We start from the raw sequence: 25,569 nt of genomic DNA on the forward strand, positions 1-25,569 counted from the left end.
AACAGATAAAACAATATTAACATATTTCTGACAGGAGGTGTTATTTAATTTTTCAATCAGGCATTATGACCACCTATTTTTTTGCTTCTGCCAATGGTGATGCCCGCATCGGTGTAACTTGTAGCCCGAAGAATGGCGGTGGAACCATACTTATCACGTATGGAATCCATCACATAGCCGATATCTTTCTTCTTTGGCTTATCGTCAAATAAATCCAATTGTGTTTCCTCGTTTTCATAAAGCTTGCTTAACGTCACATACACATGTCTTATGTCACTGTAACCATCGTAAAACGTATTAAACAGCTGCATACAACAGTTGTACACTTCCATTGTAGTGTTTGTAGGGAGAACGATGGAGCGGGATCTGCTGAATCCGCCGCCAGTTACTTTTGAATAGGATATTCCCAAGTGAATGGTTTTTCCTGTCTTATTGGCAGTTCTCGCCCGGCGGCATACCTCTTCACACAGGTCAAGAATGCATGCAGAAACTTCGTCTTTTGAGTAATCCCGCAACAAGGCGATGCCGTGTCCGAATCCTTTTTGTTCAGATTTTGTAAAATCGCCTAAAACAGGACTGAGGTCAATCCCCCAAGCATGCCAGTAAAGCTGTTCACCCATAATCCCAAAATGTTTTTTGAGTTGTTTTACGGAAAAATTCGCTAACTGGCCAAGACTAATAATACCCATTCTGTTTAAGTTCTTTTGCATTCTTCGTCCAATACCCCAAATGGCCTGCACAGGAAAGGGCCATAACTTTTCCTGTACGTCTTCATATCTGCATTCTGCTATTCCGGTTTTTTTGGCATGTAAATCCATAACAACTTTTGCTAGAAATTTATTGTCACCTATTCCAATTGAGCAAGTTATCCCCATGCTCTCCAGGAGATCCTGCTTAATCAGTCTGGCAACTTCCCATCTGTTCCCAAATAAATCCTCAAGCCCATTTACGGTCACCCAAACTTCATCAACTGAGTATTGATGAATAGCTTCCTTTGGCACGTATTGATTGATTAACTTCGTAATTTCCATAGAAACGGTTAAGTAGTCCGCCATGTGGGCATGAACGATGTGAATGTCAGGATCATCTGGTAATTCAAAGAAGCGGCTTACGTTGCTTATACCATGCTTTTTCTTTAATAAAGGTGAAGCAGCAAGAACGATACTGCCTGTTCGGTTTGTATCGCCAACAACTGCCAATTGAACCTCCATAGGATCGAGCCCCAGTTTAACAGCTTCAACACTCGCATAAAATGAGCGCATATCTATACAAAGGACATCATTTCGCGGGTATGTGGAGTAATCCATTTTCTTTCACCTCACCATAATAAGAACGTTTGTTCTCATTATATGTGGTAAGTGCTAAATTATCAATGGAAATTAATTCTTTTGTTGGTTTAAAAAATAAAAAACCAGAGCAAAGTGCTCCGGTTACAATTATCTGTGCTTATCGTATTTTATCGGTTTGGTAATGGCTTGAAGAGATTGATAAAGCTCATTATTTAATGGGTTTCCAGTGTAATGATCCGAGTTGCTTTTAACCTGATCGACAGTGCTTGCTCCGAATACCGCACTTGCTACAGCTGGGTGATGAAGTATATAGTGAAACGCTGTATTATTAAGTGAAGCGCCATTTAAGGTGTTTGACAGCTTCTGATGAATTTGCAGCAACTCACCTTGAGAATAATCAAGAAAACCATCCTGTGCTTTCTTTTCGATTTGCTCTACTCCGTTATCCGTAAGAAAACCTTTTGCTAAAGGACCACGTGCTAAAACACTAATATCATGCTGATTCAGCAGATCCAATATTTCCTCTTCCGGACGTCGGTCTAGCATATTATATTGCATCATTACGCCATCAATGGAGGATCGTTTTACATATTCACGGATAACATTAGGTCTTATCGAAGAGATACCATAGGCACGGATAACCCCCTCCTGCTTTAATTCATCAAATGCTGAGATAGTTTCATCAATCGGATCATCTAACGTCCCGCCATGCAGCATGTAAAAGTCGAGATAATCTGTTTGTAATCGTCGTAAACTATCCTTCAAACCATTTTTAATATGCGATCTGGAAGGATCCCAATGCCAGTCCTTTTTATTTCGATCAAAGTTATTACCAACTTTAGAAGTAAGGATAATGTCTTTTCGCTTATTCTGAATAGCCTTTCCAACAATTTCTTCATTGACACCAAAATCATAGAGATCTGCTGTATCAAGGTGATTAATACCTGTATCCAAAGCTTGATCAATAATTTTAGATGCTTCTTGAGAGTCAGTTCCAAGTGACATACAGCCAAGCGTCAGTTCTGAAATGTATACATCTGATTTTCCTAATTGATTTGTTTTCATTTAATAACCTCCATTTTTTTCTTATATAGGAATAGTGTAAAAATAAGTTCATGCAAATACAACTATTTCAGCGTATAGCAGATATTTTATTTGTGTTAAAATGGGGAAGGAAAAGTAGTGGGAGGGTTGTTCATGAAGAAGTTTGAAGAAAAGACAATACGGTCGGAACAGATATATGCTGGTAAAGTAGTAAATTTACAAGTTGATGAAGTAACTTTACCGAATGGCAAAACATCCAAGCGTGAAATTATTAAACACCCTGGAGCCGTAGCGGTCATTCCAGTTACAAAAGATAATAAAATAGTTTTGGTAGAACAATACCGAAAGCCTCTGGAAAAGTCACTTGTTGAAATTCCGGCAGGTAAATTGGAACCAGGTGAAGATCCAGAAGCAGCAGCAATCAGAGAATTAGAAGAAGAAACCGGATATACTACAAACGAATTAACATTTGTGACGTCTTTTTATACATCGCCCGGGTTTGCAGATGAACTTATGCACATATATGTCACTGATAACCTGGAACAAGTAAAAGAAAAAGTAGATGGTGACGATGACGAATTTATCGAAATACTAGAGTTAACATTGTCCGAAGCAAAGCAATATGTGTTGGAAAATCGTATACATGACGCAAAAACAAACTATGCGATCCTTTATCTTCACGCATTGGAGATGAAATAAAGCATGCTCCAATCTTTCTTTGCCGATCTGCATATTCACATTGGGCGTGATATGTATGATAAGCCAGTTAAAATCACAGGCTCTAAAAGTCTGACACTAACAAATATCCTGCTTGAATCCAGCAGAAATAAAGGTATTCATATGGTAGGGATAATTGATTGTCATACACCACATGTCCAGCAGGAATTAAAACAGTTATTGAACAATAAACAGGCAATTGAACTGGATGATGGAGGTATTCGATTTGAAAAAGTGACCTTGATTTTAGGTTCGGAAATAGAAGTCTATGATGAAAATTGTCAGGGACCCATACACGTCCTCTGTTATCTACCAACGCTAGCAAAGATGGAAGAGTTTACTGTGTGGCTTGCAACAAAAATGACAAACATCAATTTAAGTTCACAACGTTATTACGGGTCAGCAAAAGATTTACAATACAAAGTAAAAGAATTGGATGGCATGTTTGTTCCCGCTCATGTGTTTACTCCGTTTAAAAGCACGTATGGGAAAGGTGTCAAACAATCGCTTGAAGAAGTATTCGATACAGATCTAATAGATGCGATAGAGCTTGGCCTCAGTTCAGATACCAGCATGGCTGATCAAATAGAGGAACTGCATGCGTATACATTTCTATCTAATTCTGACGCACACTCACTAGGTAAAATTGCACGGGAATATCAGGAAATTGCTATGGAAGAGCCGTCATTTAAAGAATTAAACTGGGCAATACATCAAGTGAATGACAGAAGAATAATCCGTAACTTTGGGATGAACCCTCAACTTGGGAAGTATTACGCGACTGTTTGTCGAAAATGTCTTACACCGCTAAATTCGAGCAATCAAATTTGTTCATCATGTGGCTCAACTAAGATTGTAAAGGGCGTGGCAGATCGAATAAAAGAACTTGCTGGTACAGGTGAAAATAATAGAAAGAGGCCGCAGTACATGTATCAGGTCCCACTTGAATATTTGCCGTCCCTTGGCCGCAAGACATTCACCAAATTATTAGAGCAATTTGGTACAGAAATGAACATTATTCATCACGTTTCAGTTGAATCTTTAAATGATACTGTTCCGGTCAAAGTGTCACAAGCAATCATTCAAATGCGAAGTGGAGAATTATCGATTACAGCAGGTGGTGGCGGAAAATACGGCAGTATAGATTCTCCTAAACAAAAATATTAGTAGAAGAAATTAAGTAGATTATGGTATTTTTATTTGGAATTCCTCATAGTTTTGAAGTATACGATAGTTTGTATCACTTGAAATTATAAAAACTTAAGCATTCACCAGTAAATTTGGTATTTTAAGTTTTTTCAAAAGAGCGGGGGACTCCAATGCTACAAAATAAAAAAAGTATCGTTAACCACTTGAGAAAATACGCCACCATCTATTTATTTATGCTTGTATTGTTTTTAACAGGAGTTATCTTTGGTGCAGTTATAGTAAATAGCATGAACGTTATCCAAAAGCAGGACCTGATCTTTTACCTGGAACGATTTTTTGAAAGAATAGCGGATAGTCAGGAAATTGATAGTAGTGAAATACTAAAAAACAGCTTTTTTTACCATGCTAAATATTTGCTTTTACTATTTATTCTCGGCTTCTCGGTAATTGGTCTGCCTATCATTTGGATATTGCTATTTTTAAAAGGATTAGTTGTAGGATTTTCCGTAGGATTTATTGTAAATCAATTAGGCTTAAAAGGGTTATTTCTTGCATCATTGTCGATAGCACCTCAAAATCTGGTCGTCATACCCATTTATCTAATTGCGGGAAGCTTATCCATGATTTTTTCGTTAACCTTATTAAATAAATTATTTTCAAGGCGATTATCCCAACCTATTTTACAACCACTTAGTCGTTACGTAATTGTTTTCACATTATTACTGGCAGGAGCACTTCTTGCGGCGTTATTAGAAGCTTATGTATCGAATGAAGCAATGGAAGCCTTAATAAGAACATTGTACAAATAATAATTAATGCTATATAACAATAATTATTGTTAGTTGTTTATAATAATTATACTTTGACACTTGTTCCAACAGTGCCTATAATAATAAGTGGGAATAGTGAGGGAGGAAACTTGCCATGGAACACCGAATTGATCGAATTAAAAAGCTACTCCATGCACAAAGCTACAAACTGACTCCACAGCGCGAGGCTACTGTTAGAGTACTCTTGGAACGTGAAGAAGACCATTTAAGTGCTGAAGAAATATATTTACTTGTTAAAGATAAAGCGCCTGAAATAGGTCTTGCCACTGTATATCGTACATTGGAGTTATTGTCAGAATTGAAGATTGTAGACAAAATAAACTTTGGCGATGGTGTTTCAAGGTATGATCTTCGTAAAGAAGGAGCAGAACACTTTCACCATCATTTAGTATGTATTGAATGTGGCTCTGTTGAGGAAATCGTGGATGATCTATTGGAAGATGTTGAAAAGATCATTGAAAATGATTGGGGTTTCCAAGTGAAAGATCACCGCTTAACATTTCACGGAATTTGTAAGCAATGTCAAAAAGTAGCTGTTAAATCTACATAAAAATAAATAATGCTAAGCCTTTTTTCGATGTGAAAGTGAAAAGAGGCTTTTTTAATTGATTCAACTAATCAGGTGCACAAGTCCGCAATTCATAGTTGTAGTTGACACAGTATCTTTATACTGCGAATTAACTTCTGTTTGTTTACTCACCGGAAATAGATCAGGAAGTAACAGCAACGAGATTTCCGCAGATGGCAGTCGCGCACCTTAGGGCGGCTGGTGAGCCTCCTCGTGCTACCGCACTCCGGGGTCTCACCTATGCCTGTCCTCCCGCAGGAGTCGACTGCCATCCGCTCCAATCTCTTGTCGGAATATATATGATATTAGATTGTATAGGGCACAATCAAATGCGCTACTTATTCAACTGAAAAAGAGATAGATTTTAAAATTACGTTATCTCACCTTAACCCAGCATCATCGAATTCACGAGACTCCTGTGGGAACAGCGCGAGCTGAAGATCCCGCAGGAAAGCGGTTTTTGCTTATCCGAGGAAGCTGAAGCCGTGCCCACGGGAAGCGAAGTGAATTCGATGATGCGATCGCAGATCCTCTTATTTTGTACTTCAGGTTACTTTTTCAGTACACTGTCAGCAGCATTTCTAAGGTGGTGCGTTACTTCACAATTTTCATCAACTGCGACAAAGTAACTAAGTTTATTGCATTCATCATGATTATTTATCTGCGAAAGAAATTAATTAAAATTAAACAATTATAAGGAAAATTATGAGAAGCGGGCATGTCTGCATTATATTTTACAAAAGTTAGAAAATAGGTTATTTTTATGTTGGGTAATTTTTAACTATAGTTTCATAGTTTTATGTATATTGTTCCTGTTTTTTGGCATATCTTTTAATAGTGGAAGCTATGGAAAAGGAGATATGCTAGATGAAGCGAATGTTATGGGACACGCTAAAGGTATTTGTAATCTTTACGATATGTACGTTCTTGTTTTATTTCGGATTACGTGTGATGCATGCTGAATACAATGGATATCATCGGTACGATCCTCCCGAAGGGCCAGCTGTAAAGGTATACGAAAGCGACAATGATTTAATGGATCGGTTTAATTTATTTTTTCGACTAGGAGAGTAACATGAATGCTAAAATATGCGATCGATGATTTCTTTCATTACTTACAGGTAGAGCGCGGACTTTCTGATAATACGTTAAGTTCTTATCGACGTGATTTAAAGCGGTATGTCAGCTATCTGGAGAAGGATCTGGATAAAAAAGACTGGAATACGATTAATCGAAGTGATTTATTGGGGTTTTTACGTGTATTAAAGGACGAGCAAAAATCGTCAGCTACACTTGCACGTACTCTATCATCGTTACGTTTATTCCATCAATTTTTATTGCGTGAGCAACTGGTTGATCAAGACCCAAGCATACATATAGAATCACCAAAAAAAGAACAGAAATTACCGTCCATATTATCGTCAAATGATGTTGAAAGGTTACTTGCTGTTGCCAGTCGTTCAACTCTTGAGATTCGAAATAAAGCTATGTTGGAGTTGCTTTATGCAACAGGTTTGCGTGTAACAGAGCTAATTACTTTAAAAGTGAGCGATCTCCATTTAACGATGGGATTTGTGCGTTGCTTAGGTAAAGGGTCTAAAGAACGCATCGTACCACTAGGTGATGTTGCTAAAGGTGCAATAGAAGATTACATAGATAACGCTCGAGGAAGTATCCTGAAACATAAAAAAGAAGATGTGCTTTTTGTTAACCAGCATGGAAGAGCTTTATCAAGGCAAGGTTTTTGGAAAATCCTAAAAGCAATTGCAAAAGAACGGCAAATCGAAAAGAACATTACACCTCATACATTACGTCATTCATTTGCCACACATTTGCTTGAAAATGGTGCTGATCTTAGAGCGGTACAGGAAATGCTAGGTCATGCTGACATATCCACGACACAAATTTATACACATGTATCCAAATCTCGGTTAAAAGATGTATATAAGGCGTACCATCCTAGAGCATAATTTTTAATTTTAGTTGTCTGACATCCTACAACCTAAACTTAGAGAATACTATAAAGAAATTCGGGAATATATTTACAGGAGGTTAAAAACATGAATAATTTTAAGCGCGTTTTTGTAATTGTAATGGATTCAGTAGGTATCGGTGAAGCCCCAGACGCTGGAAAATTTAACGACTTGGGTGCAGATACATTGGGGCATATCGCAGATCATATGAATGGACTGAACATGCCAAATATGGAAAAGTTAGGACTTAGTAATATTCGGGAAATTAAAGGAATTGAAAAGAAAGAAACACCAATGGCGCATTATACTAAAATGCAAGAAGCTTCGAATGGAAAAGATACGATGACAGGACACTGGGAACTAATGGGGTTACATATTGAACAACCCTTCCGTACTTTTCCAGATGGCTTTCCAGCAGAATTAATACAGGAACTGGAAGAAAAATCGGGACGTAAAATTATTGGTAATAAACCTGCTTCCGGAACTGAAATTCTCGATGAATTAGGCGAGGAACACATGAAGACAGGGGCACTTATTGTTTATACATCCGCTGATTCTGTACTGCAAATTGCTGCACATGAAGAAGTTGTACCAATAGAAGAGCAATATCGTATTTGTGAAATAGCTCGTGAATTAACGCTTGATGAAAAGTATATGGCTGGTCGAGTTATTGCGCGCCCATTTGTTGGAAAACCTGGCGCATTCCTCCGTACTTCAAATCGACATGACTATGCGCTGAAACCATTTGGACGGACAGTCATGAATGAACTGAAGGACGCAGACTATGACGTCATCGCTATAGGAAAAATTTCAGATATCTATGATGGAGAAGGCGTTACGGAATCCATTCGTACGACAGATAACGAAGATGGTATGACCAAATTAGTAGAGTCAATGGAACAGGATTTTGAAGGAATCAGCTTTCTGAATTTAGTTGACTTTGATGCGAAGTTCGGGCACCGTCGCGATCCAGAAGGTTATGGAAAAGCATTAGAAGCATTCGATGTCAGACTGCCAGAAGTTCTGGATAAGATGAAAGAGGAAGATTTATTGCTAATTACAGCGGATCATGGTAACGACCCTGTACACGCTGGAACAGATCATACACGTGAATTTGTACCGTTGTTGGCATACCACAAAAATATTAACAAAGGTGCCTATATAGAAGAAAGAAATACATTTGCCGATCTTGGTGCAACAATTGCAGATAATTTTAAGATTAAAATGCCAAAGTATGGTACAAGTTTTTTAAAAGATATTCGATAGGAGGATAATTACTATGTATTGGAATGAGATTCAAGAAGCATCCACATATATTGAAGATAAAATGAGTGGAAAGCCAAGCATTGGATTAATTTTAGGTTCTGGACTTGGTGTATTAGGTGAAGAAGTTGAAAATCCGATTACGATTCCTTATAAAGATATTCCTCACTTCCCGGAGTCAACGGTTGCAGGTCATAAAGGGCAGCTCGTGATAGGAACACTTGAGGGGAAAGAAGTTGTAGCAATGCAGGGACGCTTTCATTACTATGAGGGCTACGGCATGCAGCAGGTTACATTTCCCGTTCGAGTTATGAAGGAACTTGGAATTGAGACAATGATTGTTACAAATGCAGCCGGAGGCATCAACACGTCTTTCAGTCCAGGAGATTTAATGCTGATAACAGATCATATTAATAATATGGGTGAAAATCCACTTATTGGACCGAACGATGATCGTTTAGGTGTACGATTCCCGGACATGTCCCAGGTTTATAATCGCGAACTTCTGTCTGAGGCTGAGGCTTGTGCCAGTGAATTAGGGTTGAGTATTCAAAAGGGTGTCTACGTTGGTAATACTGGTCCTGTCTATGAAACACCTGCAGAAATTAAAATGCTGCGTAACTTTGGGGGCGACGCTGTAGGAATGTCAACTGTTCCAGAGGTGATGGTAGCCGGTCATGCCGGAATGCGCGTCCTTGGAATATCATGTATCTCCAACATGGCTGCAGGAATACTGGATCAGCCGTTAACGCATGATGAAGTAATGGAAACAACTGAGAAAGTCAGAGACAACTTTCTGGAATTCGTCAAAAAGATAATCCAAAAAGTATCCTAATTTTAGGGAAGAGGTTAATTTACATGAGGATGTATGATTTAATTGAAAAAAAACGTGACGGAAAGAGTTTAACGCAGGATGAAATTAGCTATTTTATCGATGGATACACAAACGGAAAAATACCTGATTATCAAGTGAGTGCTTTATTAATGGCAATTTATTTTCAGGATATGAATGATGAAGAACGAGCGATGCTTACTACTTCGATGGTAAATTCAGGAGATACGATTGATCTCTCTAACATAGAAGGAATTAAAGTGGATAAGCACTCAACAGGTGGCGTTGGTGATACGACTACATTAATCCTTGCACCACTCGTAGCATCACTTGGTGTGCCTGTGGCTAAAATGAGCGGTCGCGGGCTTGGTCACACAGGTGGTACAATTGATAAATTGGAATCCGTACCAGGATTCCATGTCGAGATAACCAGCGATGAATTTACCGAGCTTGTTAATAAGAACAAAGTTGCTGTAGTAGGGCAATCAGGTAATCTAACACCAGCAGATAAAAAATTATACAGTTTGCGTGATGTTACTGCTACAGTAAACTCTATTCCATTAATTGCAAGTTCCATAATGAGTAAAAAAATCGCATCCGGTGCCGACGCAATTGTTTTGGATGTAAAAACAGGTGCTGGAGCATTTATGAAGGACATTGACGATGCAAAAAATTTAGCAGAAGCTATGGTCTCAATCGGTAACCAGGTTGGCAGAAATACGATGGCGGTCATATCGGATATGTCTCAACCACTTGGAAGAGCTATCGGTAATGCTTTAGAAGTCAAAGAAGCGATAGATACACTAAAGGGCAGAGGACCGAAAGATCTAACTGAGTTATGTTTAACACTCGGAAGTCAGATGGTTCTGTTAGCTGAGAAGGCCAATACGCTTGAGGAAGCAAGATTGATGCTAGAAGAAAATATTTCAAATGGTAAAGCATTTGAACACTTCAAGACTTTCCTCGAGGCACAAGGTGGAGATGCGACCGTAGCAGATAATACGGATTTACTGCCTCAAGCTGCGCATAAAGTTGAATTACCTGCTAGAACTTCTGGTATCATTTCAGAGATTGTAGCGAACGATATCGGAACTGCAGCTATGATGCTGGGAGCTGGAAGAGCGACGAAGGAATCGAAAATTGATCTGGCAGTTGGACTTGTTCTTCACAAAAAAGTTGGCGACTCCGTTGAAGAAGGAGAGTCACTTTTAACTATCCATGCAAATGATGCTGATCTGCAGCTGGTTAAGGAAAAATTATTTGATAGTATCACGATTACAAAGGAATCCGTGGAGGCACCACCATTAATTTATGATGTAATTACATCAAAATAGTTACATCTATCTGTAACACCCATTTTTCGTTTTTAGCGAAAAATGGGTGTTTTTTTAATGCGTACGCTGATATAGAGGTTTAGAGGGAATGACGGTGTATGAAAAACTTCTGTAATCATTCATGAAGTAATCACCGCCCTCCACTCACCAGGACTGGTAAAGTTATTTATATCTTTGTTTTATCTTTCTGATGCATGCTGATATAGACGTGCAATCAGGTGTGCAGTTAATAAATCGTCGGCAACCATCTCTTGTCTAGAAGTTGGAGCGGGTGGCAGTCGACTCTTCTGTGAAGAAAGGCATAGGTGAGACCCCGGAGTGTGATTAAGGTCACTGAAAAAGTAGTAGATCTTTATAATTTAATTTCTTACCTTTAACTTAGCATCTTCGAATATACGAAGACTCCTGTGGGAACAGCGCGAGCTGAAGATCTAAGCAGGAAAGCGGTTTTTGCTTATCCGAGGAAGCTGAAGCCGTGCCCACGGAAAGCGAAGTATATTCGAAGATGCGAAAATAGATCCACCTATTTCGTGCCACACACAACTTTTTCAGTGGCCACCTGCGGCGGCACAAGTAGGCTCGCCATCAGCGGGAATCTTGTTGCTGTTAATTCGCAGTATAGAGATATTGCGTCAACTACAAGAATAGATTCTGGTCTGCATGGAGCAACTGCTTATTTAAGTCTGCGAAAGTTGAGTGATTTAGTTATAAAAAAAGGAGATATTGGAAATCCTAGGAATAAATAGAACGCTTGGAGGTAAGTAGTTATGAAAAATTGGATTATTGTATTTTGTACTGCATTTATTGTATTTGTTGGGTTATCGGTACCAGTATTTGCCGAAGAAGGCAATTCAGGGAATACGAACGACGAATTAAAACTAGCATCTAAAGCTAAGTCTGCAATTTTACTTGAACAGGATACAGGTACGATCCTTTACGATAAAAACGTACATGAAAAGCTCCCACCGGCAAGTATGACCAAAATCATGACGTTGCTATTAATTATGGAGGCTATCGATAGTGGGAAAATTAATTTAGATGAAAATATACGGATAAGTGAGAATGCAGCATCCATGGGAGGTTCCCAGATTTTCCTGGAAGCGGGGGAAGAGATGTCAGTTAAAGATCTTCTCAAGGGAGTTGCAATTGCATCGGGAAATGATGCAAGTGTTGCATTGGCGGAACGCATTGCAGGAAGTGAAGCAGCATTTGTTAAAAAAATGAATCAAAAAGTGAAAGAACTCGGATTGGAAAATACCAAGTTTCAAAATCCAACTGGTCTACCTGCTGGAGATCATTACTCCACGGCATATGATATGGCTGTTATCGCAAAACAATTATTAAATCATGAAGAGATAACAGATTATACATCCATTTATGAGGACTATTTAAGAAAAGGTAAAGACAATGAATTCTGGTTAGTCAACACAAATAAACTGGTCAGATTTTATCCAGGAGTAGATGGGTTGAAAACTGGTTACACAAGTGAAGCGAAGTACTGTTTAACAGCTACAGCAAAAAAGAATGGAATGCGTGTAATCGCAGTCGTTATGGGGGCAGAATCTCCAAAAGTTCGCAACTCGGTTGTGTCTAATATGCTTGATTATAGCTTTCAGCACTTTGAAACTGCAAATCTTTATAAAAAAGGGGATCAGGTTGCAACTTTAAACCTACTTAAAGCGAAAGATAACAATATTAAAGTGGTTGCATCTCAAGCGATAAGTACAGTTCATAAAAAAGGGGAGAAACCCGACAAATTTACAACATCTGTAAAGTTAAACAAATCCATTGCAGCACCAGTTAAGAAAGGTGAACAGGTTGGTACGATGTTAGTTAAGAGTGGTGACAATCTACTGTCAGAAACACCATTAGTAGTAGACGAAAAAGTGGAACCAGCGAATATCGTTACACTATTCAATCGAACCTTACAGAAAATAGCTAAATTCAACTAGTTTTGTCGATAATTTTCTTCTTTTGACACATGGCAGGAATAGTGCTTTGGATTAGAGAAAGTAATCTATATAACTTTTAGTAAGGAGGAGAATTTGTGGGGATGAATTCAACATTTGAAGTAATTGAAGATATTCTAATTGTCCGTTTAGAAGGAGAGTTAGATCATCATGAAGCAGAAGCGTTAAGAAATCAATGGAAAAATATGATTGAGAAAAATCTGGTGAAGCACGTTATTTTGAATTTGCAGTCCGTTACATTTATGGATAGTTCAGGGTTAGGTGTTGTTCTAGGTAGATATAAGGAAGTATTACAATTGGGAGGAGAAATGGTTGTCTGTTCTATTTCCCTTCCGGTTAAAAGGTTATTTGAAATGTCAGGTTTATTTAAAATCATTCGACTGGAAGAAGATGAACAGAGCGCACTATTTACGCTGGGGGTGGCTTCATGAAGAATGAAATGTATGTAGAGTTTTCTAGCATTAGTGAAAATGAATCATTTGCACGTGTATTAGTAGCATCCTTTATTGCGCAACTTGACCCTACCATGGACGAGTTGACAGAAATTAAAACAGTTGTTTCTGAAGCGGTAACAAATTCAATAATCCATGGTTACAACAATGAACCTGATCATAAAATAATAATTGAATGCAAGTTGTTTGAAGATGAAGTAGAGCTCCTTATTAAGGATGAAGGTATCGGGATTGCTGATATAGATGAAGCAAGAGAACCTTTGTACACTTCCAAACCAGAGCTTGAGAGGTCAGGGATGGGCTTTACGATAATTGAGAACTTTATGGATTCCGTTAATGTTACTTCAACTGTTGATGAAGGTACAACTGTACTAATGAAAAAGCAATTAACCAAAAGTCAAACGGTTTGTAAATAGGTATATGCCTATGGATGTAAATGTAAAAAATCAGAAACGGGAAGTCCAATTAACGGATAAAGAAGTAAAGTCCTACATTCATAAAAGTCAGAATGGAGATAAAGCAGCGAGGGACATACTAGTTGAAAGAAATATTCGATTAGTTTGGTCAGTTGTCCAGCGGTTTATTAATCGTGGATATGATCCAGATGATCTATTTCAAATAGGCAGTATAGGCTTGATTAAATCAATTGATAAATTTGATTTATCCTATAATGTACGATTCTCCACGTATGCCGTACCGATGATTATCGGTGAAATTCAACGATTCATTCGTGATGATGGCAGTGTGAAAGTGAGTCGTTCCCTAAAGGAAACCGGAAATAAGATCCGTAAAAAACGTGATGAGTTGACGAAGGAACTTGGACGATCGCCAACTGTTAATGAGATAGCGTATATACTCGAAATATCGCCTGAGGAGGTAGTTCAGGCTGAAGAAGCAACTAAAACGTTACATTCAATTCACGAAACTGTTTACGAAAATGATGGCGATCCAATTACTTTATTGGATCAAATCGCAGATGATGATACACGATGGTTTGATAAATTTACATTGCAAGAGGCTATCAGGGGGTTAAATGAACGTGAGCGGCTAATCGTTTATTTACGTTATTATAAAGATAAAACACAATCAGAGGTAGCTGAAAGACTCGGAATTTCGCAAGTACAGGTCTCGCGGTTAGAGAAAAAGATTTTAGATGAAATGAAAAAGATAATGGATTGAACAAACACCACTTTCTACAAGTGGTGTTTGTTTTTTGTTTACAGATTAAGTAAATATAAAAGTTTAGAGCAAATGCCGGTATAAGTAAAACTACGGCATTCGCTGTTAAGTATGAGGCGAATGCCGCGTTTTTCTAATAAAACAAGAGTTATAAAAATGGGATTTTGACAAACACTAAACTTAAGACACTTTTAATCGGGAAGGAGAGCAGCATATGAAAACGATTTATCTGCGAATGAAAAAAAGCATAGAGATTGAGCAGTTACAATACGTGAAGTTGAAGCATATTGCCTTTATCTCTGCCCCCATTGATATAAAGAAAGAGTTGGAAGAAACATCGCTTTATCGAATTACAAAAAAAGATAACAATATCGTAATCATTGATTGCTATTTAATTATGGATCATTTGACCAAGTCCTGGCCGGATTTGGAATTCGAATTACTTGGACCTCAACAAACTATCATACGAGTGAATAAGCAAAAAAAAGAGTCATCGGTACTGATTGTAGGTTTTGTTTGGATATTGCTATTTATTGGAACAGCGATGACCATAATGAATTTTCACTATGATGTCAGTATGCAAGCTGTTCAGCAGAAGTTACATTATTTATTAACAGGGAGACGGAATGATTACCCGCTTTGGATTCAAATACCTTACTCAATAGGTTTAGGAATTGGTATGCTGCTCTACTTTAATCATTGGTTTAAAAAACGCTTTAATGAAGAGCCCAGTCCATTAGAAATTGAAATTTTTAACTACCAGCAGGATCTCGATCAATACGTTATTTATCATGAAAACAAATTAAATGATAACCATGCTCCTGATTAATCTTTTGGAAATAATGATTGGGTTTGCTAGTGGCCTTGCAGTAGGATCGGGTTTTATTGCATTTTTAATGGTGTTGGGAATTATACCCAGGTTAATTCAACTAAGTCATTCTATGAAATTAATTCACGTATACGTTCCTTGCGTAATAGCAGGCTCGTTATTTGGTGTATATCTGTCATTCACTCCTACGACTTGGGAGCAACCGTTATTAATTCTCTCAATGTGGGGATTATTTCACGGGATTTTTATTGGCATGCTTGCGGCAGCTTTGACAGAAGTACTAAACGTCTTTCCCATCTTATCTAAAAGGATTGGCATGGAAACAAAAATGCTTTGGTTATTAATGGCAATTGTTTTCGGTAAAATTATTGGTTCGCTATTTCAATGGATTATTTTTGTTAAATAAACACAGAAAGTAAATTTTCACTTGTGGAGGAATGATACGTGGATACTAAGAAATCGAATCAATCTGAAATCGCTATTTCTGCAGATATAATGAAAAATGAATCTTTTATGAAGGAACGAATAGGTATTGGTGTTTCTTTTGATTTAGGATTTAGAGAACTGATTGTTTTGAAGAAAAAGGTGCAAATGTATTATTTGACCGGACTCTGTGATACTTCGGTTATTCTGGAAATCATAAAAAAGTTAATTGATATAAATGACAATGAAAGTAACAAGCAGAAAATACCTGAGATAATTAAAAATCGTCTGGTACATCAGCAAGTAGAAGCAGTTAAAACAATAGATGAATCTGTAGATGAACTTTTATCAGGTTTAACTGTATTGTTTATTGATGGAGAAAAACAGGCTTTTGTAATAGACGTAAGAAACTATCCAGGTCGTTCCCCGCAGGAGCCTGATTCAGAACAGGTTATACGCGGATCCCGAGATGGTTATACAGAAAATATTATTGAAAATACAGCACTAACAAGACGCAGAATCCGTGATGCCAGATTGCGAAATGAAATGTTGAAGGTTGGTGAACGCTCTAAAACCGATGTTTGTGTCAGTTATCTGCAGGATATCGCAGATGATGGACTGGTAAAAGAAATAAAAGAGAAAATCCAGGCAATCGAAGTAGACGGTATCACGATGGCTGATAAAGCTGTTGAGGAATTTATTATCAAACGCAAATGGAGTCCATACCCTTTGGTACGTTATACGGAGAGACCTGATATTGCAGCAAATCATCTTCTGGAAGGTCACGTATTAATTACGGTTGATACGTCTCCGAGCATAATTATTTTACCTACTACTTATTTTCACCATTTACAACATGCAGAGGAATTTAGACAGGCTCCCGCAGTAGGAACTTTTATACGCTGGTGCAGATATATTGGAATTATTATGTCGATATTCCTGCTTCCATTCTGGTTGTTACTTGTTATGGATCCATACCTGCTGCCAAAAGAAATATCATTTATTGGTTTAAAAGAGGAAGGAAATATACCTGTATACATTCAGCTGATTTTAGGTGACCTTGGTATCGAATTTTTAAGAATGGCTGCCATACACACCCCTACACCCCTTTCAACAGCTATGGGATTAATTGCCGCAGTATTAATTGGGCAGATAGCAATTGAAGTGGGGATGTTTAGTCCGGAAGTCATTCTTTATATTTCAATTGCTGCGATCGGATCCTACGTAACACCAAGTTATGAGTTAAGCGCAGCGAACAAATTATTACGAATATTGCTAGTAATCATAACAGCGTCTTTTGGACTCGTTGGATTTACTGTTGGATTTACGCTGTTTATGTTGTTTTTAACAAGTCTGAAATCAATTAGAACTCCATACCTATGGCCCTTATTACCATTTAACCTGAAAGCGATGTTTCAGGTGATCTTTCGTGTCCCTGTTCCCTTATCCAATGATCGACCAAGTATTGTTCATCCGAAAAATAACTACCGGCAACCTCCAAGAAAGAATAAACTCAGATAAAAACGAGAGCAGTAACTGGACTGCTTTCGTTTTTTGATATCGTGTGATAAAGTATTTCTATTATTAACTGATTTCAAAACAAATACGGAGGTCTCTTCATGATCATAGAAAATCATCCATTTCACGTCAATTCTAATGGTAATTTAGAGGTTGGCGGATTAGATGCTACTTTACTTGCAAAGAAATATGGTACGCCTTTATATGTCTATGATGTTTCGATAATAAGAGAAAATTGCAGGTCGTTTATTCAGTCATTTAAGAACTTGGGAGTAAAAGCTCAGGTTGCATATGCCAGCAAGGCTTTTTCATCCATTGCAATGCTGCAAGTTATAAAACAGGAAAAGTTAAGCTTGGATGTCGTATCGCAAGGCGAGCTATACACAGCTTTACAAGCAGATTTCCCTGTCGAAAAAATCCATTTACATGGAAACAATAAGAGCTATGATGAATTAGAGATGGCAATTGAAAACCATATAGGATGTATCGTGGTGGATAATTTTCATGAAATAAGGTTGATTGAACAAATAGTGAAAAAGACTGATTATCACGTCAATGTCCTGCTTCGAGTAACACCAGGTATCAAATCAAATACGCACCAGTATATTATGACCGGAAATGAGGATTCAAAATTCGGTTTCAGCTTAAACAATGGACAAGCTGACGAGGCACTTCTTCAGATACTGAATCAAGCACAAATACATGTGAAAGGGATTCATTGCCACATTGGTTCACAGATTTTTGAAACAGATCGGTTTATGAAAACTATTGATCTGTTGTTTGATACGATTGCCAAATGGAAGCAGAACTATGAGTATACTCCGGAAGTGTTAAATGTAGGCGGCGGATTTGGTATACGATATACAGGACAGGATAACCCACTTCCTTTAGAAGACTATGTCGGTGCCATTACACATGCAATTAGAGAACATGTTAAAAATCTTGATTTGGAAATGCCAGAAATTTGGATTGAACCAGGGCGTTCCATCGTTGGAAATGCTGGCATAACACTTTATACAATAGGTTCGATGAAAAATATTCCGGGAATTCGTACGTACATCTCAGTAGATGGTGGAATGACAGATAATTTACGACCAGCCTTATATCAAGCTAAGTATGAAGGAGTAATTGCAAATAAAGCAGATGAAGATATTGTCCAAAAGGGGTCCATAGCAGGCAAATGCTGTGAGTCTGGTGATATGTTAATTTGGGACCTTCCTTTACCTGAAGTTGAAGCGGGTGATATATTAGCGGTGTTTTCAACTGGAGCATATGGATATTCGATGGCAAATCATTACAATCGCTTTCAAAAACCCGCAGTAGTATTTGTAGAAAGTGGAGTCGATAAATTGATCGTGAAACGCGAGTCTTATCAGGATATAAGTAAAAATGATTTGTCTTATGAAGTATTGGAAGCAACTCCTGAAAACGAATGAATAAGACCACTCATCATATTTTGAATATAGAAGATAAAGTGATAAGATAAGGAATGTGTTATTTTTATCAAGTTAAATAAAAAGGTCCAGAACAATTGTCAGTAAAGGAAAAAATTACACATTTGCTAATTAAAACGAGGCACATGATAAGTTTTTTCTAATATAACTAAAGGGGATAGAGTAATGACTAAAAGAGGATATATTTTAATGGATAATGGAAATAAAATTGAATTTGATCTTTTTCCTGACGCAGCACCTAAAACTGTAGCTAACTTTGAGAAACTTGCTAATGAAAATTTTTATGACGGGTTAACTTTCCACCGTGTAATTGATGGTTTTGTTAGTCAGGGAGGATGTCCAAACGGTAACGGAACTGGTTCTGCCGGGCATACAATAAAGTGTGAGACAGAAGGTAATCCACATAAGCATGTTGAAGGTTCCTTGTCTATGGCGCATGCTGGGAAAGATACTGGAAGCAGTCAATTTTTCGTTGTACATGAAGCACAGCCGCATTTAGATGGAGTCCACACGGTGTTCGGTCAAGTAACATCTGGAATTGAACATGCGAAAGCTATGGAAAATGGCGATGTAATGAAGGAAATGAAAATCTATAACGATTAATACAGTTATATTTTTCAAGTAATCAGTTAATGCTGTTAAAGGGTGAAAGTAACGTGAGTCAACGTAAGAAAAATTGGATCCTGTTCTCGCTGTTAATCTTTTTTGGGATGATTTGGGGTATTGCTTATTGGTTTATTTTTGTACTTTGATAATCCCATGTGTACAAGTTGAGAGATATTTATGATAAAATTTGACAAATTACAGTGAGTAAGGCATAACTATATATACAACTCCTGCGAGGATGATTACACAATGAGTAAAGGAACAAAACAGGATTTAATTTTGTTTTGGGTGATTGTAGCAGTTGGGTGTATCTTTTTGCTCTCCATGGTAGGTAAGCTATTTTCATAATGAGGGGTATCTATGTTAATTCGGTTTAAAAAGAACTTTGAAAAAATTGCAATGGGTTTACTTTCCTTTATGCCAGAGGAAAAGGAAGTAAAAAAATTGCAGCAAACGATAAAAGAATACGAATCCAATCCGGACTGGCATCTTTATTTATGGAAAGAAGAAGATGTGATAGGTGCAATAGGTGTTCGTATTGAAGACGATATTAATGCAGTTATTCAACACATTTCTGTAAGTCCTTCACACCGCAACACAGGTATTGGCAAAAAGATGGTAAACGAAGTAAATAACGTTTATCAGAATAAATATGCTGTCTGTGCAGACGAACTGACACAGGATTTTTATACTAAATGTGATGAGACTCTAAAAGAGGATAACTAAGCCAAAAGCCAGCCCATGTACGAAATGGGCTGGCTTTTGGTATAATTGAATTGAATATTGATTATCTGGCTAGCTTAATGCATTCTATAACCAAGCAGCTCCGACAATAATGAGAAGGATGAACAACACAACGATTAACGCAAAGCCACCGCCATAAGAACCACTCATAATAAGATTCCTCCTTTTTGAAAATGTTTCAGTAACATTTATCTTACGTTAATAACTTATGTTAGAGCGCCTCATAGTGTATAGGCGAATATGACAATAATGTTTATTATTTTATTTGCGTGGTTCATATTGAGGGAATTTGACTACTTTTTTTACACATAAGAGAAGCATAAAAGCTTAGAGCAAATGCCAAGTATTTCTAAAGGAAAGGGAGAAATTAAATGAATCAAGCATATCAGGTTAAATTGGAGGCATTCGAGGGTCCGCTTGATTTATTACTTCATTTAATTAAACAGTATGAAGTCGATATTTACGATATTCCTGTTGCAACCATTACTGAACAATATGTTCAATATATACATACATTACAGCGCTTGGAACTAAATATTGCGAGTGAATATTTAGTCATGGCTTCAACCCTAATCGCATTAAAGAGTCAAATGCTGCTGCCTAACGAAGCGATGGATGAAGAAGATGATGAATACATGGAAGATCCCCGTGATGAACTGATTAATCGATTAATTGAATACAGAAAGTACAAAGAAGCTGCTGAAACACTCAAAGAGCTTGAAATAGACTCAAATGAAATATATACAAGAGAACCCGCTTTATTTGATCAGTTAGAAAGCAATCAGCCTATGATAAACGATGATACCTCTATTTATGATATGTTAGGTGCGCTTAATAAATTATTTGAACGCAAAAAATGGAATGAACCTCTGGATACGACAGTTAAGAAAGTGGATATACCTATTGAGAAGCGGATGACTCAGGTGCTGGACACAGTCAAAAAGTCCACAGAGGGAATTTCTTTTTATGATTTATTTGTATATGAATCAAGAGCACACATTGTCGTTACATTTATTGCGATTCTCGAATTAATGAAAAATAGAAAATTATATTGTGAACAAAAGAAGCACATGGAGCTGCTGCATGTTTATTATATGGGGGAAGAATAGTGAAAAATGAAGAACTTAAAGCTGTTTTAGAGGGGTTACTATTTGCAAGTGGGGACAATGGAATCACTGTAAAACAAATCATAAACGTTATGGAAGTTAATCAGGAAACCGTTGAATATTTACTTGAAGAACTTAAATTTGATTACGAGCATGCAGATCGTGGAATTATGATCATGCAATCACAACATTCGTTTTTCCTCACAACAAAACCGCAGCACAATCATTTTTTTCAAAGGTTATTTGAAAATCCGAAAATGAATAGAATGTCCCAGGCAGCACTCGAAACGCTGGCTATAATAGCTTATCAGCAGCCAATAACACGTACTGAAATAGATGAAATACGTGGTGTCAAGAGCGATCGGCCAGTGCAGACATTACTTTCGAGAACATTGATAGAGGAAGTTGGAAGGCGTGAAACAATTGGGCGGCCAGTATTGTTCAGTACAAGTAAAGAATTTTTGACCTATTTTGGACTTTCCACGATTGAAGAGCTTCCACCGCTAACAGAGAGTCTTGAGGAAAACAGTATAGAAAACGAGGCTGATTTATTCTTTGAAAATTTTAATAAGGATTAATAATGCACAGGCACTCTTAAAGAAACCGTCATCTGATTATCATGATCAGATGACGGTTTTTTATAGTAAAAAAATTCATATCAGTGTCGGCCAAGCATAAACTATACAGACTAAAAAAATTTAAACAAAGTTGAGATTATGTGCGATTTATTAAAAACAATTATCTGCTGAGCGTCAAGTGCCATAGCTAGATATGTTCTCGGGAGGAACCTTTTTATGCGAACATCAATTTTATCTTGTTTCCTGATAGGGTTAATCGTCCTGTCTCCGCTTCACGCATTCGCGAAACCGGGTGTTTCTGCAACAAACGCGGTGCTGATGAATGAAAGAACAGGCGAAGTGTTATTTGAAAAAAAAGCGCATGAAAAACAAAAAATAGCCAGTATTACTAAAATAATGACGGCGATCATTGCTATTGAATCAGGAAAATTGGATAAAATGGTATCTGCAAGTAAACGGGCAGTGCATTCGGAAGGCTCTTCCATCTATTTAGAACAAGGCGAAAAGATGATGTTAAAGGATTTAGTCTATGGACTAATGCTCCGCTCTGGCAATGATGCAGCAATGGCAATAAGTGAGTATGTTGGTGGCAGTATGGAGGGGTTTGTCTATTTGATGAATGAAAAAGCCCGCTGGATAGGTATGAATAATACTAATTTTGAAAATCCTAGCGGCCTAGATGGTAAAGCTCACTATTCATCAGCGTACGATATGGCTTTATTAATGCAGTACGCTATGGATAATAAAGTCTTTGAAAAAATTACGAAAACAGAAATGTATAGAGCAGAAACAAGGGAATATGCATGGAAAAATAAAAATAAATTGTTGACTGCATTTTATGAATACTGCACTGGAGGGAAAACCGGATATACAAAGAGTGCAGGAAGAACTTTGGTCTCAACTGCCAGTAAAGATGGTGTAGATTTAATCGCTGTTACGATACAGGATCCAAATGATTGGATAGATCACATCAATTTATTTGAATGGGGCTTTAAGATTACCAAAAAAACAAATACACAAACAATGGCTAAGCAAAAAAATGAAAATGGATTTTTAGAAGGCTTTGAATTTGTATATCGAAAAATTATGGGACTGGATTTCAATGGTTAATGTTATCTGGGCATGTATGGCAATTGTGGGTATTGTTTACGCTATGTTCAATGGAACGATGGAAAGTGTAAATAAAGCTTTGTTTGAAAGTGCCAATAGTGCTGTAACCATATCAATTGGACTAATCAGTGTTCTTGTATTTTGGCTGGGGATGATGAAAGTAGCAGAAGCGGCAGGCATATTGAACGTCTTAATAAAGGTTTTCAGACCTATTGTAGAAAAATTGTTCCCTGAGATTCCAAGAGACCACCCTGCCATGGGGTATATCTTATCCAATATAGTTGCCAATATTTTTGGTCTCGGGAATGCGGCTACACCAATGGGATTAAAAGCAATGGAACAAATGAAAATATTAAGTGGGACAGATACTGCTTCCAGATCAATGATTACATTTCTGGCAATTAACACATCAGGAATTACATTGATACCTACAACAGTTATTGCTATTAGAATGCAATACGATTCAGTTTCACCAACTGAAATAGTTGGAACTACTATTATAACATCCCTGATTGCTACGATCAGCGCGCTTGTAATCGATCGATACTATTATTATAAAAGTGTAAGGAGAGATTCTAAATGAGTTACCTGACTACGATTAGCGCTTGGATTATTCCGTCTTTCATTCTATTAGTTTTATTAACTGCAACATACAAGCGAATTCCAACCTATGAAACTTTTGTTGAAGGAGGTAAGGAAGGTGTCAAGCTGGCATTTTCTCTACTTCCTTTTTTAGTAGGTATGATTGTTTCGATTAATATCCTGCAAGCTTCAGGTGCAATGTCGGCTTTTATTAATCTCATCGAACCTGTATTAACTTTTATAGGCGTCCCTCCGGAAATACTTCCGCTAGCTCTGGTTAGACCAATTTCAGGTACTGCAGCTCTAGGAATGACAACTGACATAATAGAAACGTTTGGCCCAGATTCATTTCTTGGTCGGTTAGCTTCAACGATGCAGGGAAGTACAGATACAACGCTATATATTTTAACCGTATATTTCGGTGCTGTTGGTATTAAAAAAATGCGTTACGCATTAAAGGTTGGACTATTAGCAGACTTAATTGGTATAATAGCGTCAATCGTAATTGTAACGATAGTTTTTGGATAAAATAAGAATCATGTATAAAGACACATGAAGCGTTAGCAATTTGTTAACGCTATTGTTATGTTTGCGATTTATAGAAAAAATATAGGAAACTTGGTGATTTGATGTCAAATTCATTAGAACGATTACAGAAAATTATAGCCCAAAGTGGCGTGACTTCAAGAAGGAAAGCAGAACAATTGATTCTTGAAGGTAAAGTAAAGCTGAATAATAAAGTTGTAACTGAACTTGGAACAAAGGCTTCTCAAGCAGACACAATTGAAGTAGATGGGGTTCCTTTACAAAAAGAAGCACCAGTATATTACTTGCTTTATAAACCTCGTGCTGTAATTTCAAGTTTAAAAGATGATAAAAATAGAAAGATTGTAACAGACTTTATGGAAGGCGTACCAGAGCGCGTATTTCCAATAGGACGTTTAGATTACAATACTTCAGGAATACTGCTATTAACAAATGATGGGGATTTTGCTAATTTGCTTATGCATCCAAAACACGAAGTAAGTAAAGTGTATGTTGCGAAAGTAAGCGGGATACCTGAGAAATCCGAACTTAATATTCTGCGCAAAGGAATAAAAGTAGAAAACGACTTATTGCGTGCAGTAAGTTATAAAATATTATCATCTGATAAAAATAAAAATACTTCAATCATTGAATTAACGTTGAATGAAGGGAAAAACAGACATATCAGAAGAATGATGGAGCAGATTGGTTTTCCAGTTAAGAAACTTAAACGGGAAAGGTATGGTTCATTAACACTGCACGGCCTGCAGCCAGGTGATTCTAGACCGTTAACACCACACGAAGTAAAACAAATGCGACACCTTGCCAGTGAAATTGTTAAATAATAGTCAAATTTGACTTAGTGTTCACATGATATAATGGCATGGGAGTGAGATTCGTGAATGTAGATAAAATAAAAGCGGACAAGAAGAAAAAGAAGCAAAATCGTTTAATTTTTCGAACGGTAGTGTTAGTTATTCTGATAGCTGCGGTCGTTTATGCACTGGTTTCAAATTTAAATAAAGACGTAACGAAAGTAGATGTTGGAGCACAGGCTCCTGATTTTGAATTGGAGCAAGTGAATAAAAATAACAATCTGGAAACCGTTAAATTAAGCGACCTGGAAGGAAAAGGTGTGATGCTGAACTTTTGGGCTACTTATTGTAAGCCTTGTGAAGCTGAGATGCCATATATGCAAAAGTTGTATCCTGAGTATAAAGAGAAGGGAATTGAAATTGTTGCAGTTAGTCTGGACGCAACAGAATTGGTTATTGACCGATTCATCGATCAATACGATTTAACATTTCCGATACCACATGATACGAGAAATGAAGTAAGGGATAAATACGGCATCGGACCAATTCCGAGTACTATATTCATTAACCCAGAAGGTGAAGTAGTGGAAATAGTGAAAGGTGCATTATCCTTAGAAAGCTTAGAGAACCATTTAAAAGAGATTCAGCCCGAATAAATTTTGAACTACTATTGTGAGGG

28 protein-coding genes and 1 pseudogene are annotated in these 25,569 nt (G+C 37.3%); 26 read left to right on the top strand and 3 right to left on the bottom strand.

Translation table 11 applies throughout. The annotated features are described in order from the left end of the window. Positions 1–56: 56 nt before the first annotated feature. Together VBD025_RS11110 and VBD025_RS11115 are read right to left on the bottom strand one after the other, a co-directional pair. On the bottom strand, positions 57–1,307 hold the full coding sequence (locus VBD025_RS11110; protein WP_430785426.1) for a DNA polymerase IV: 1,251 nt from the start codon (positions 1,305–1,307) through the stop codon (positions 57–59). 129 nt (positions 1,308–1,436) lie between these two features. Beyond that, on the bottom strand, positions 1,437–2,354 hold the full coding sequence (locus tag VBD025_RS11115) for an aldo/keto reductase (RefSeq protein WP_430785428.1): 918 nt from the start codon (positions 2,352–2,354) through the stop codon (positions 1,437–1,439). 132 nt (positions 2,355–2,486) lie between these two features. On the opposite strand from VBD025_RS11115, the gene VBD025_RS11120 reads away from it, so the two are divergent. The 19 genes from VBD025_RS11120 (at position 2,487) to VBD025_RS11210 (ending at position 20,156) form a co-directional block, all read left to right on the top strand. Next, positions 2,487–3,032 (top strand): NUDIX hydrolase, encoded by a 546-nt coding sequence (locus tag VBD025_RS11120; protein ID WP_430785430.1) that lies wholly within the window; start codon positions 2,487–2,489, stop codon positions 3,030–3,032. 3 nt (positions 3,033–3,035) lie between these two features. Then, positions 3,036–4,217, top strand: coding sequence for an endonuclease Q family protein (locus tag VBD025_RS11125; RefSeq protein ID WP_430785432.1), 1,182 nt, complete (start codon positions 3,036–3,038; stop codon positions 4,215–4,217). A 152-nt stretch (positions 4,218–4,369) separates the two neighbouring features. Beyond that, positions 4,370–5,008: a stage II sporulation protein M gene (gene spoIIM / locus VBD025_RS11130; RefSeq protein ID WP_430785434.1), complete on the top strand. Its 639-nt coding sequence runs from the start codon at positions 4,370–4,372 to the stop codon at positions 5,006–5,008. 115 nt (positions 5,009–5,123) lie between these two features. Beyond that, on the top strand, positions 5,124–5,579 hold the full coding sequence (locus VBD025_RS11135) for a Fur family transcriptional regulator (RefSeq protein WP_430785436.1): 456 nt from the start codon (positions 5,124–5,126) through the stop codon (positions 5,577–5,579). 885 nt (positions 5,580–6,464) lie between these two features. Next, positions 6,465–6,671, top strand: a complete 207-nt coding sequence (locus tag VBD025_RS11140; protein ID WP_430785438.1) for a DUF4227 family protein — start codon at positions 6,465–6,467, stop codon at positions 6,669–6,671. A 5-nt stretch (positions 6,672–6,676) separates the two neighbouring features. Next, entirely contained in the window at positions 6,677–7,567 is an 891-nt protein-coding gene (gene xerD / locus VBD025_RS11145) for a site-specific tyrosine recombinase XerD (RefSeq protein WP_430785440.1), read from the top strand. 90 nt (positions 7,568–7,657) lie between these two features. Beyond that, positions 7,658–8,836 (top strand): phosphopentomutase, encoded by a 1,179-nt coding sequence (gene deoB / locus VBD025_RS11150; protein ID WP_430785442.1) that lies wholly within the window; start codon positions 7,658–7,660, stop codon positions 8,834–8,836. Between the two features lie 13 nt (positions 8,837–8,849). Beyond that, on the top strand, positions 8,850–9,668 hold the full coding sequence (locus VBD025_RS11155; protein ID WP_430785444.1) for a purine-nucleoside phosphorylase: 819 nt from the start codon (positions 8,850–8,852) through the stop codon (positions 9,666–9,668). Between the two features lie 23 nt (positions 9,669–9,691). Next, the gene (locus tag VBD025_RS11160) at positions 9,692–10,999 is read left to right on the top strand and encodes a pyrimidine-nucleoside phosphorylase (protein WP_430785446.1); all 1,308 of its coding nucleotides are present in this window, start codon (positions 9,692–9,694) and stop codon (positions 10,997–10,999) included. A gap of 767 nt (positions 11,000–11,766) precedes the next feature. Further along, the gene (locus VBD025_RS11165) at positions 11,767–12,951 is read left to right on the top strand and encodes a D-alanyl-D-alanine carboxypeptidase family protein (RefSeq protein ID WP_430785448.1); all 1,185 of its coding nucleotides are present in this window, start codon (positions 11,767–11,769) and stop codon (positions 12,949–12,951) included. Between the two features lie 101 nt (positions 12,952–13,052). Next, positions 13,053–13,400: an anti-sigma F factor antagonist gene (spoIIAA, locus tag VBD025_RS11170; protein ID WP_430791368.1), complete on the top strand. Its 348-nt coding sequence runs from the start codon at positions 13,053–13,055 to the stop codon at positions 13,398–13,400. Further along, positions 13,397–13,837 carry an anti-sigma F factor gene (gene spoIIAB / locus VBD025_RS11175; protein ID WP_430785450.1) on the top strand — a complete coding sequence of 147 codons (441 nt, stop codon included), beginning with the start codon at positions 13,397–13,399 and terminating at the stop codon, positions 13,835–13,837. The genes spoIIAA and spoIIAB overlap by 4 nt, the downstream gene beginning before the upstream one ends. Positions 13,838–13,847: 10 nt before the next feature. Then, on the top strand, positions 13,848–14,600 hold the full coding sequence (gene sigF / locus VBD025_RS11180; protein ID WP_430785452.1) for an RNA polymerase sporulation sigma factor SigF: 753 nt from the start codon (positions 13,848–13,850) through the stop codon (positions 14,598–14,600). A gap of 214 nt (positions 14,601–14,814) precedes the next feature. Continuing rightward, a complete protein-coding gene (locus tag VBD025_RS11185; RefSeq protein ID WP_430785454.1) occupies positions 14,815–15,429 on the top strand; it encodes a stage V sporulation protein AA in 615 nt (204 codons plus the stop codon). Beyond that, positions 15,407–15,835, top strand: a complete 429-nt coding sequence (locus tag VBD025_RS11190; protein ID WP_430785456.1) for a stage V sporulation protein AB — start codon at positions 15,407–15,409, stop codon at positions 15,833–15,835. Before VBD025_RS11185 ends, VBD025_RS11190 begins: the two co-directional genes overlap by 23 nt. Before the next feature lie 89 nt (positions 15,836–15,924). Next, the gene (locus VBD025_RS11195; protein ID WP_430791370.1) at positions 15,925–17,373 is read left to right on the top strand and encodes a spore germination protein; all 1,449 of its coding nucleotides are present in this window, start codon (positions 15,925–15,927) and stop codon (positions 17,371–17,373) included. A gap of 98 nt (positions 17,374–17,471) precedes the next feature. Next, the gene (lysA, locus tag VBD025_RS11200) at positions 17,472–18,806 is read left to right on the top strand and encodes a diaminopimelate decarboxylase (protein ID WP_430785458.1); all 1,335 of its coding nucleotides are present in this window, start codon (positions 17,472–17,474) and stop codon (positions 18,804–18,806) included. A 183-nt stretch (positions 18,807–18,989) separates the two neighbouring features. Beyond that, positions 18,990–19,427, top strand: coding sequence for a peptidylprolyl isomerase (locus VBD025_RS11205; RefSeq protein ID WP_430785460.1), 438 nt, complete (start codon positions 18,990–18,992; stop codon positions 19,425–19,427). A 363-nt stretch (positions 19,428–19,790) separates the two neighbouring features. Then, positions 19,791–20,156, top strand: a complete 366-nt coding sequence (locus tag VBD025_RS11210) for a GNAT family N-acetyltransferase (RefSeq protein WP_430785462.1) — start codon at positions 19,791–19,793, stop codon at positions 20,154–20,156. Between the two features lie 84 nt (positions 20,157–20,240). Here the strand turns inward: VBD025_RS11210 and VBD025_RS11215 are convergent, their stop codons facing one another. Beyond that, positions 20,241–20,324 carry a YjcZ family sporulation protein gene (locus VBD025_RS11215; RefSeq protein WP_379564688.1) on the bottom strand — a complete coding sequence of 28 codons (84 nt, stop codon included), beginning with the start codon at positions 20,322–20,324 and terminating at the stop codon, positions 20,241–20,243. A gap of 221 nt (positions 20,325–20,545) precedes the next feature. Here VBD025_RS11215 and VBD025_RS11220 point away from each other — a divergent pair, with 221 nt between their 5' ends. From VBD025_RS11220 to resA, 7 genes and pseudogenes are all read left to right on the top strand, one after another. Next, positions 20,546–21,283, top strand: coding sequence for a segregation/condensation protein A (locus VBD025_RS11220; protein ID WP_430785464.1), 738 nt, complete (start codon positions 20,546–20,548; stop codon positions 21,281–21,283). Then, complete coding sequence (scpB, locus tag VBD025_RS11225) at positions 21,283–21,858, top strand: SMC-Scp complex subunit ScpB (protein WP_430785466.1); 576 nt, start codon at positions 21,283–21,285, stop codon at positions 21,856–21,858. The genes VBD025_RS11220 and scpB overlap by 1 nt, the downstream gene beginning before the upstream one ends. Positions 21,859–22,074: 216 nt before the next feature. Beyond that, a pseudogene (locus VBD025_RS11230) lies at positions 22,075–22,854 on the top strand (D-alanyl-D-alanine carboxypeptidase family protein); the annotation flags it as partial. 106 nt (positions 22,855–22,960) lie between these two features. After that, positions 22,961–23,551: a nucleoside recognition domain-containing protein gene (locus VBD025_RS11235; RefSeq protein ID WP_430791372.1), complete on the top strand. Its 591-nt coding sequence runs from the start codon at positions 22,961–22,963 to the stop codon at positions 23,549–23,551. Then, on the top strand, positions 23,548–24,078 hold the full coding sequence (locus VBD025_RS11240; RefSeq protein ID WP_430785468.1) for a spore maturation protein: 531 nt from the start codon (positions 23,548–23,550) through the stop codon (positions 24,076–24,078). The genes VBD025_RS11235 and VBD025_RS11240 overlap by 4 nt, the downstream gene beginning before the upstream one ends. A gap of 101 nt (positions 24,079–24,179) precedes the next feature. Then, entirely contained in the window at positions 24,180–24,920 is a 741-nt protein-coding gene (locus VBD025_RS11245) for a pseudouridine synthase (RefSeq protein ID WP_430785470.1), read from the top strand. A 53-nt stretch (positions 24,921–24,973) separates the two neighbouring features. Beyond that, a complete protein-coding gene (resA, locus tag VBD025_RS11250) occupies positions 24,974–25,546 on the top strand; it encodes a thiol-disulfide oxidoreductase ResA (RefSeq protein ID WP_430785472.1) in 573 nt (190 codons plus the stop codon). Positions 25,547–25,569: the final 23 nt, after the last annotated feature.

This window comes from Virgibacillus flavescens, from assembly GCF_050574275.1.
Lineage (GTDB): Bacteria > Bacillota > Bacilli > Bacillales > Amphibacillaceae > Virgibacillus_F > Virgibacillus_F flavescens.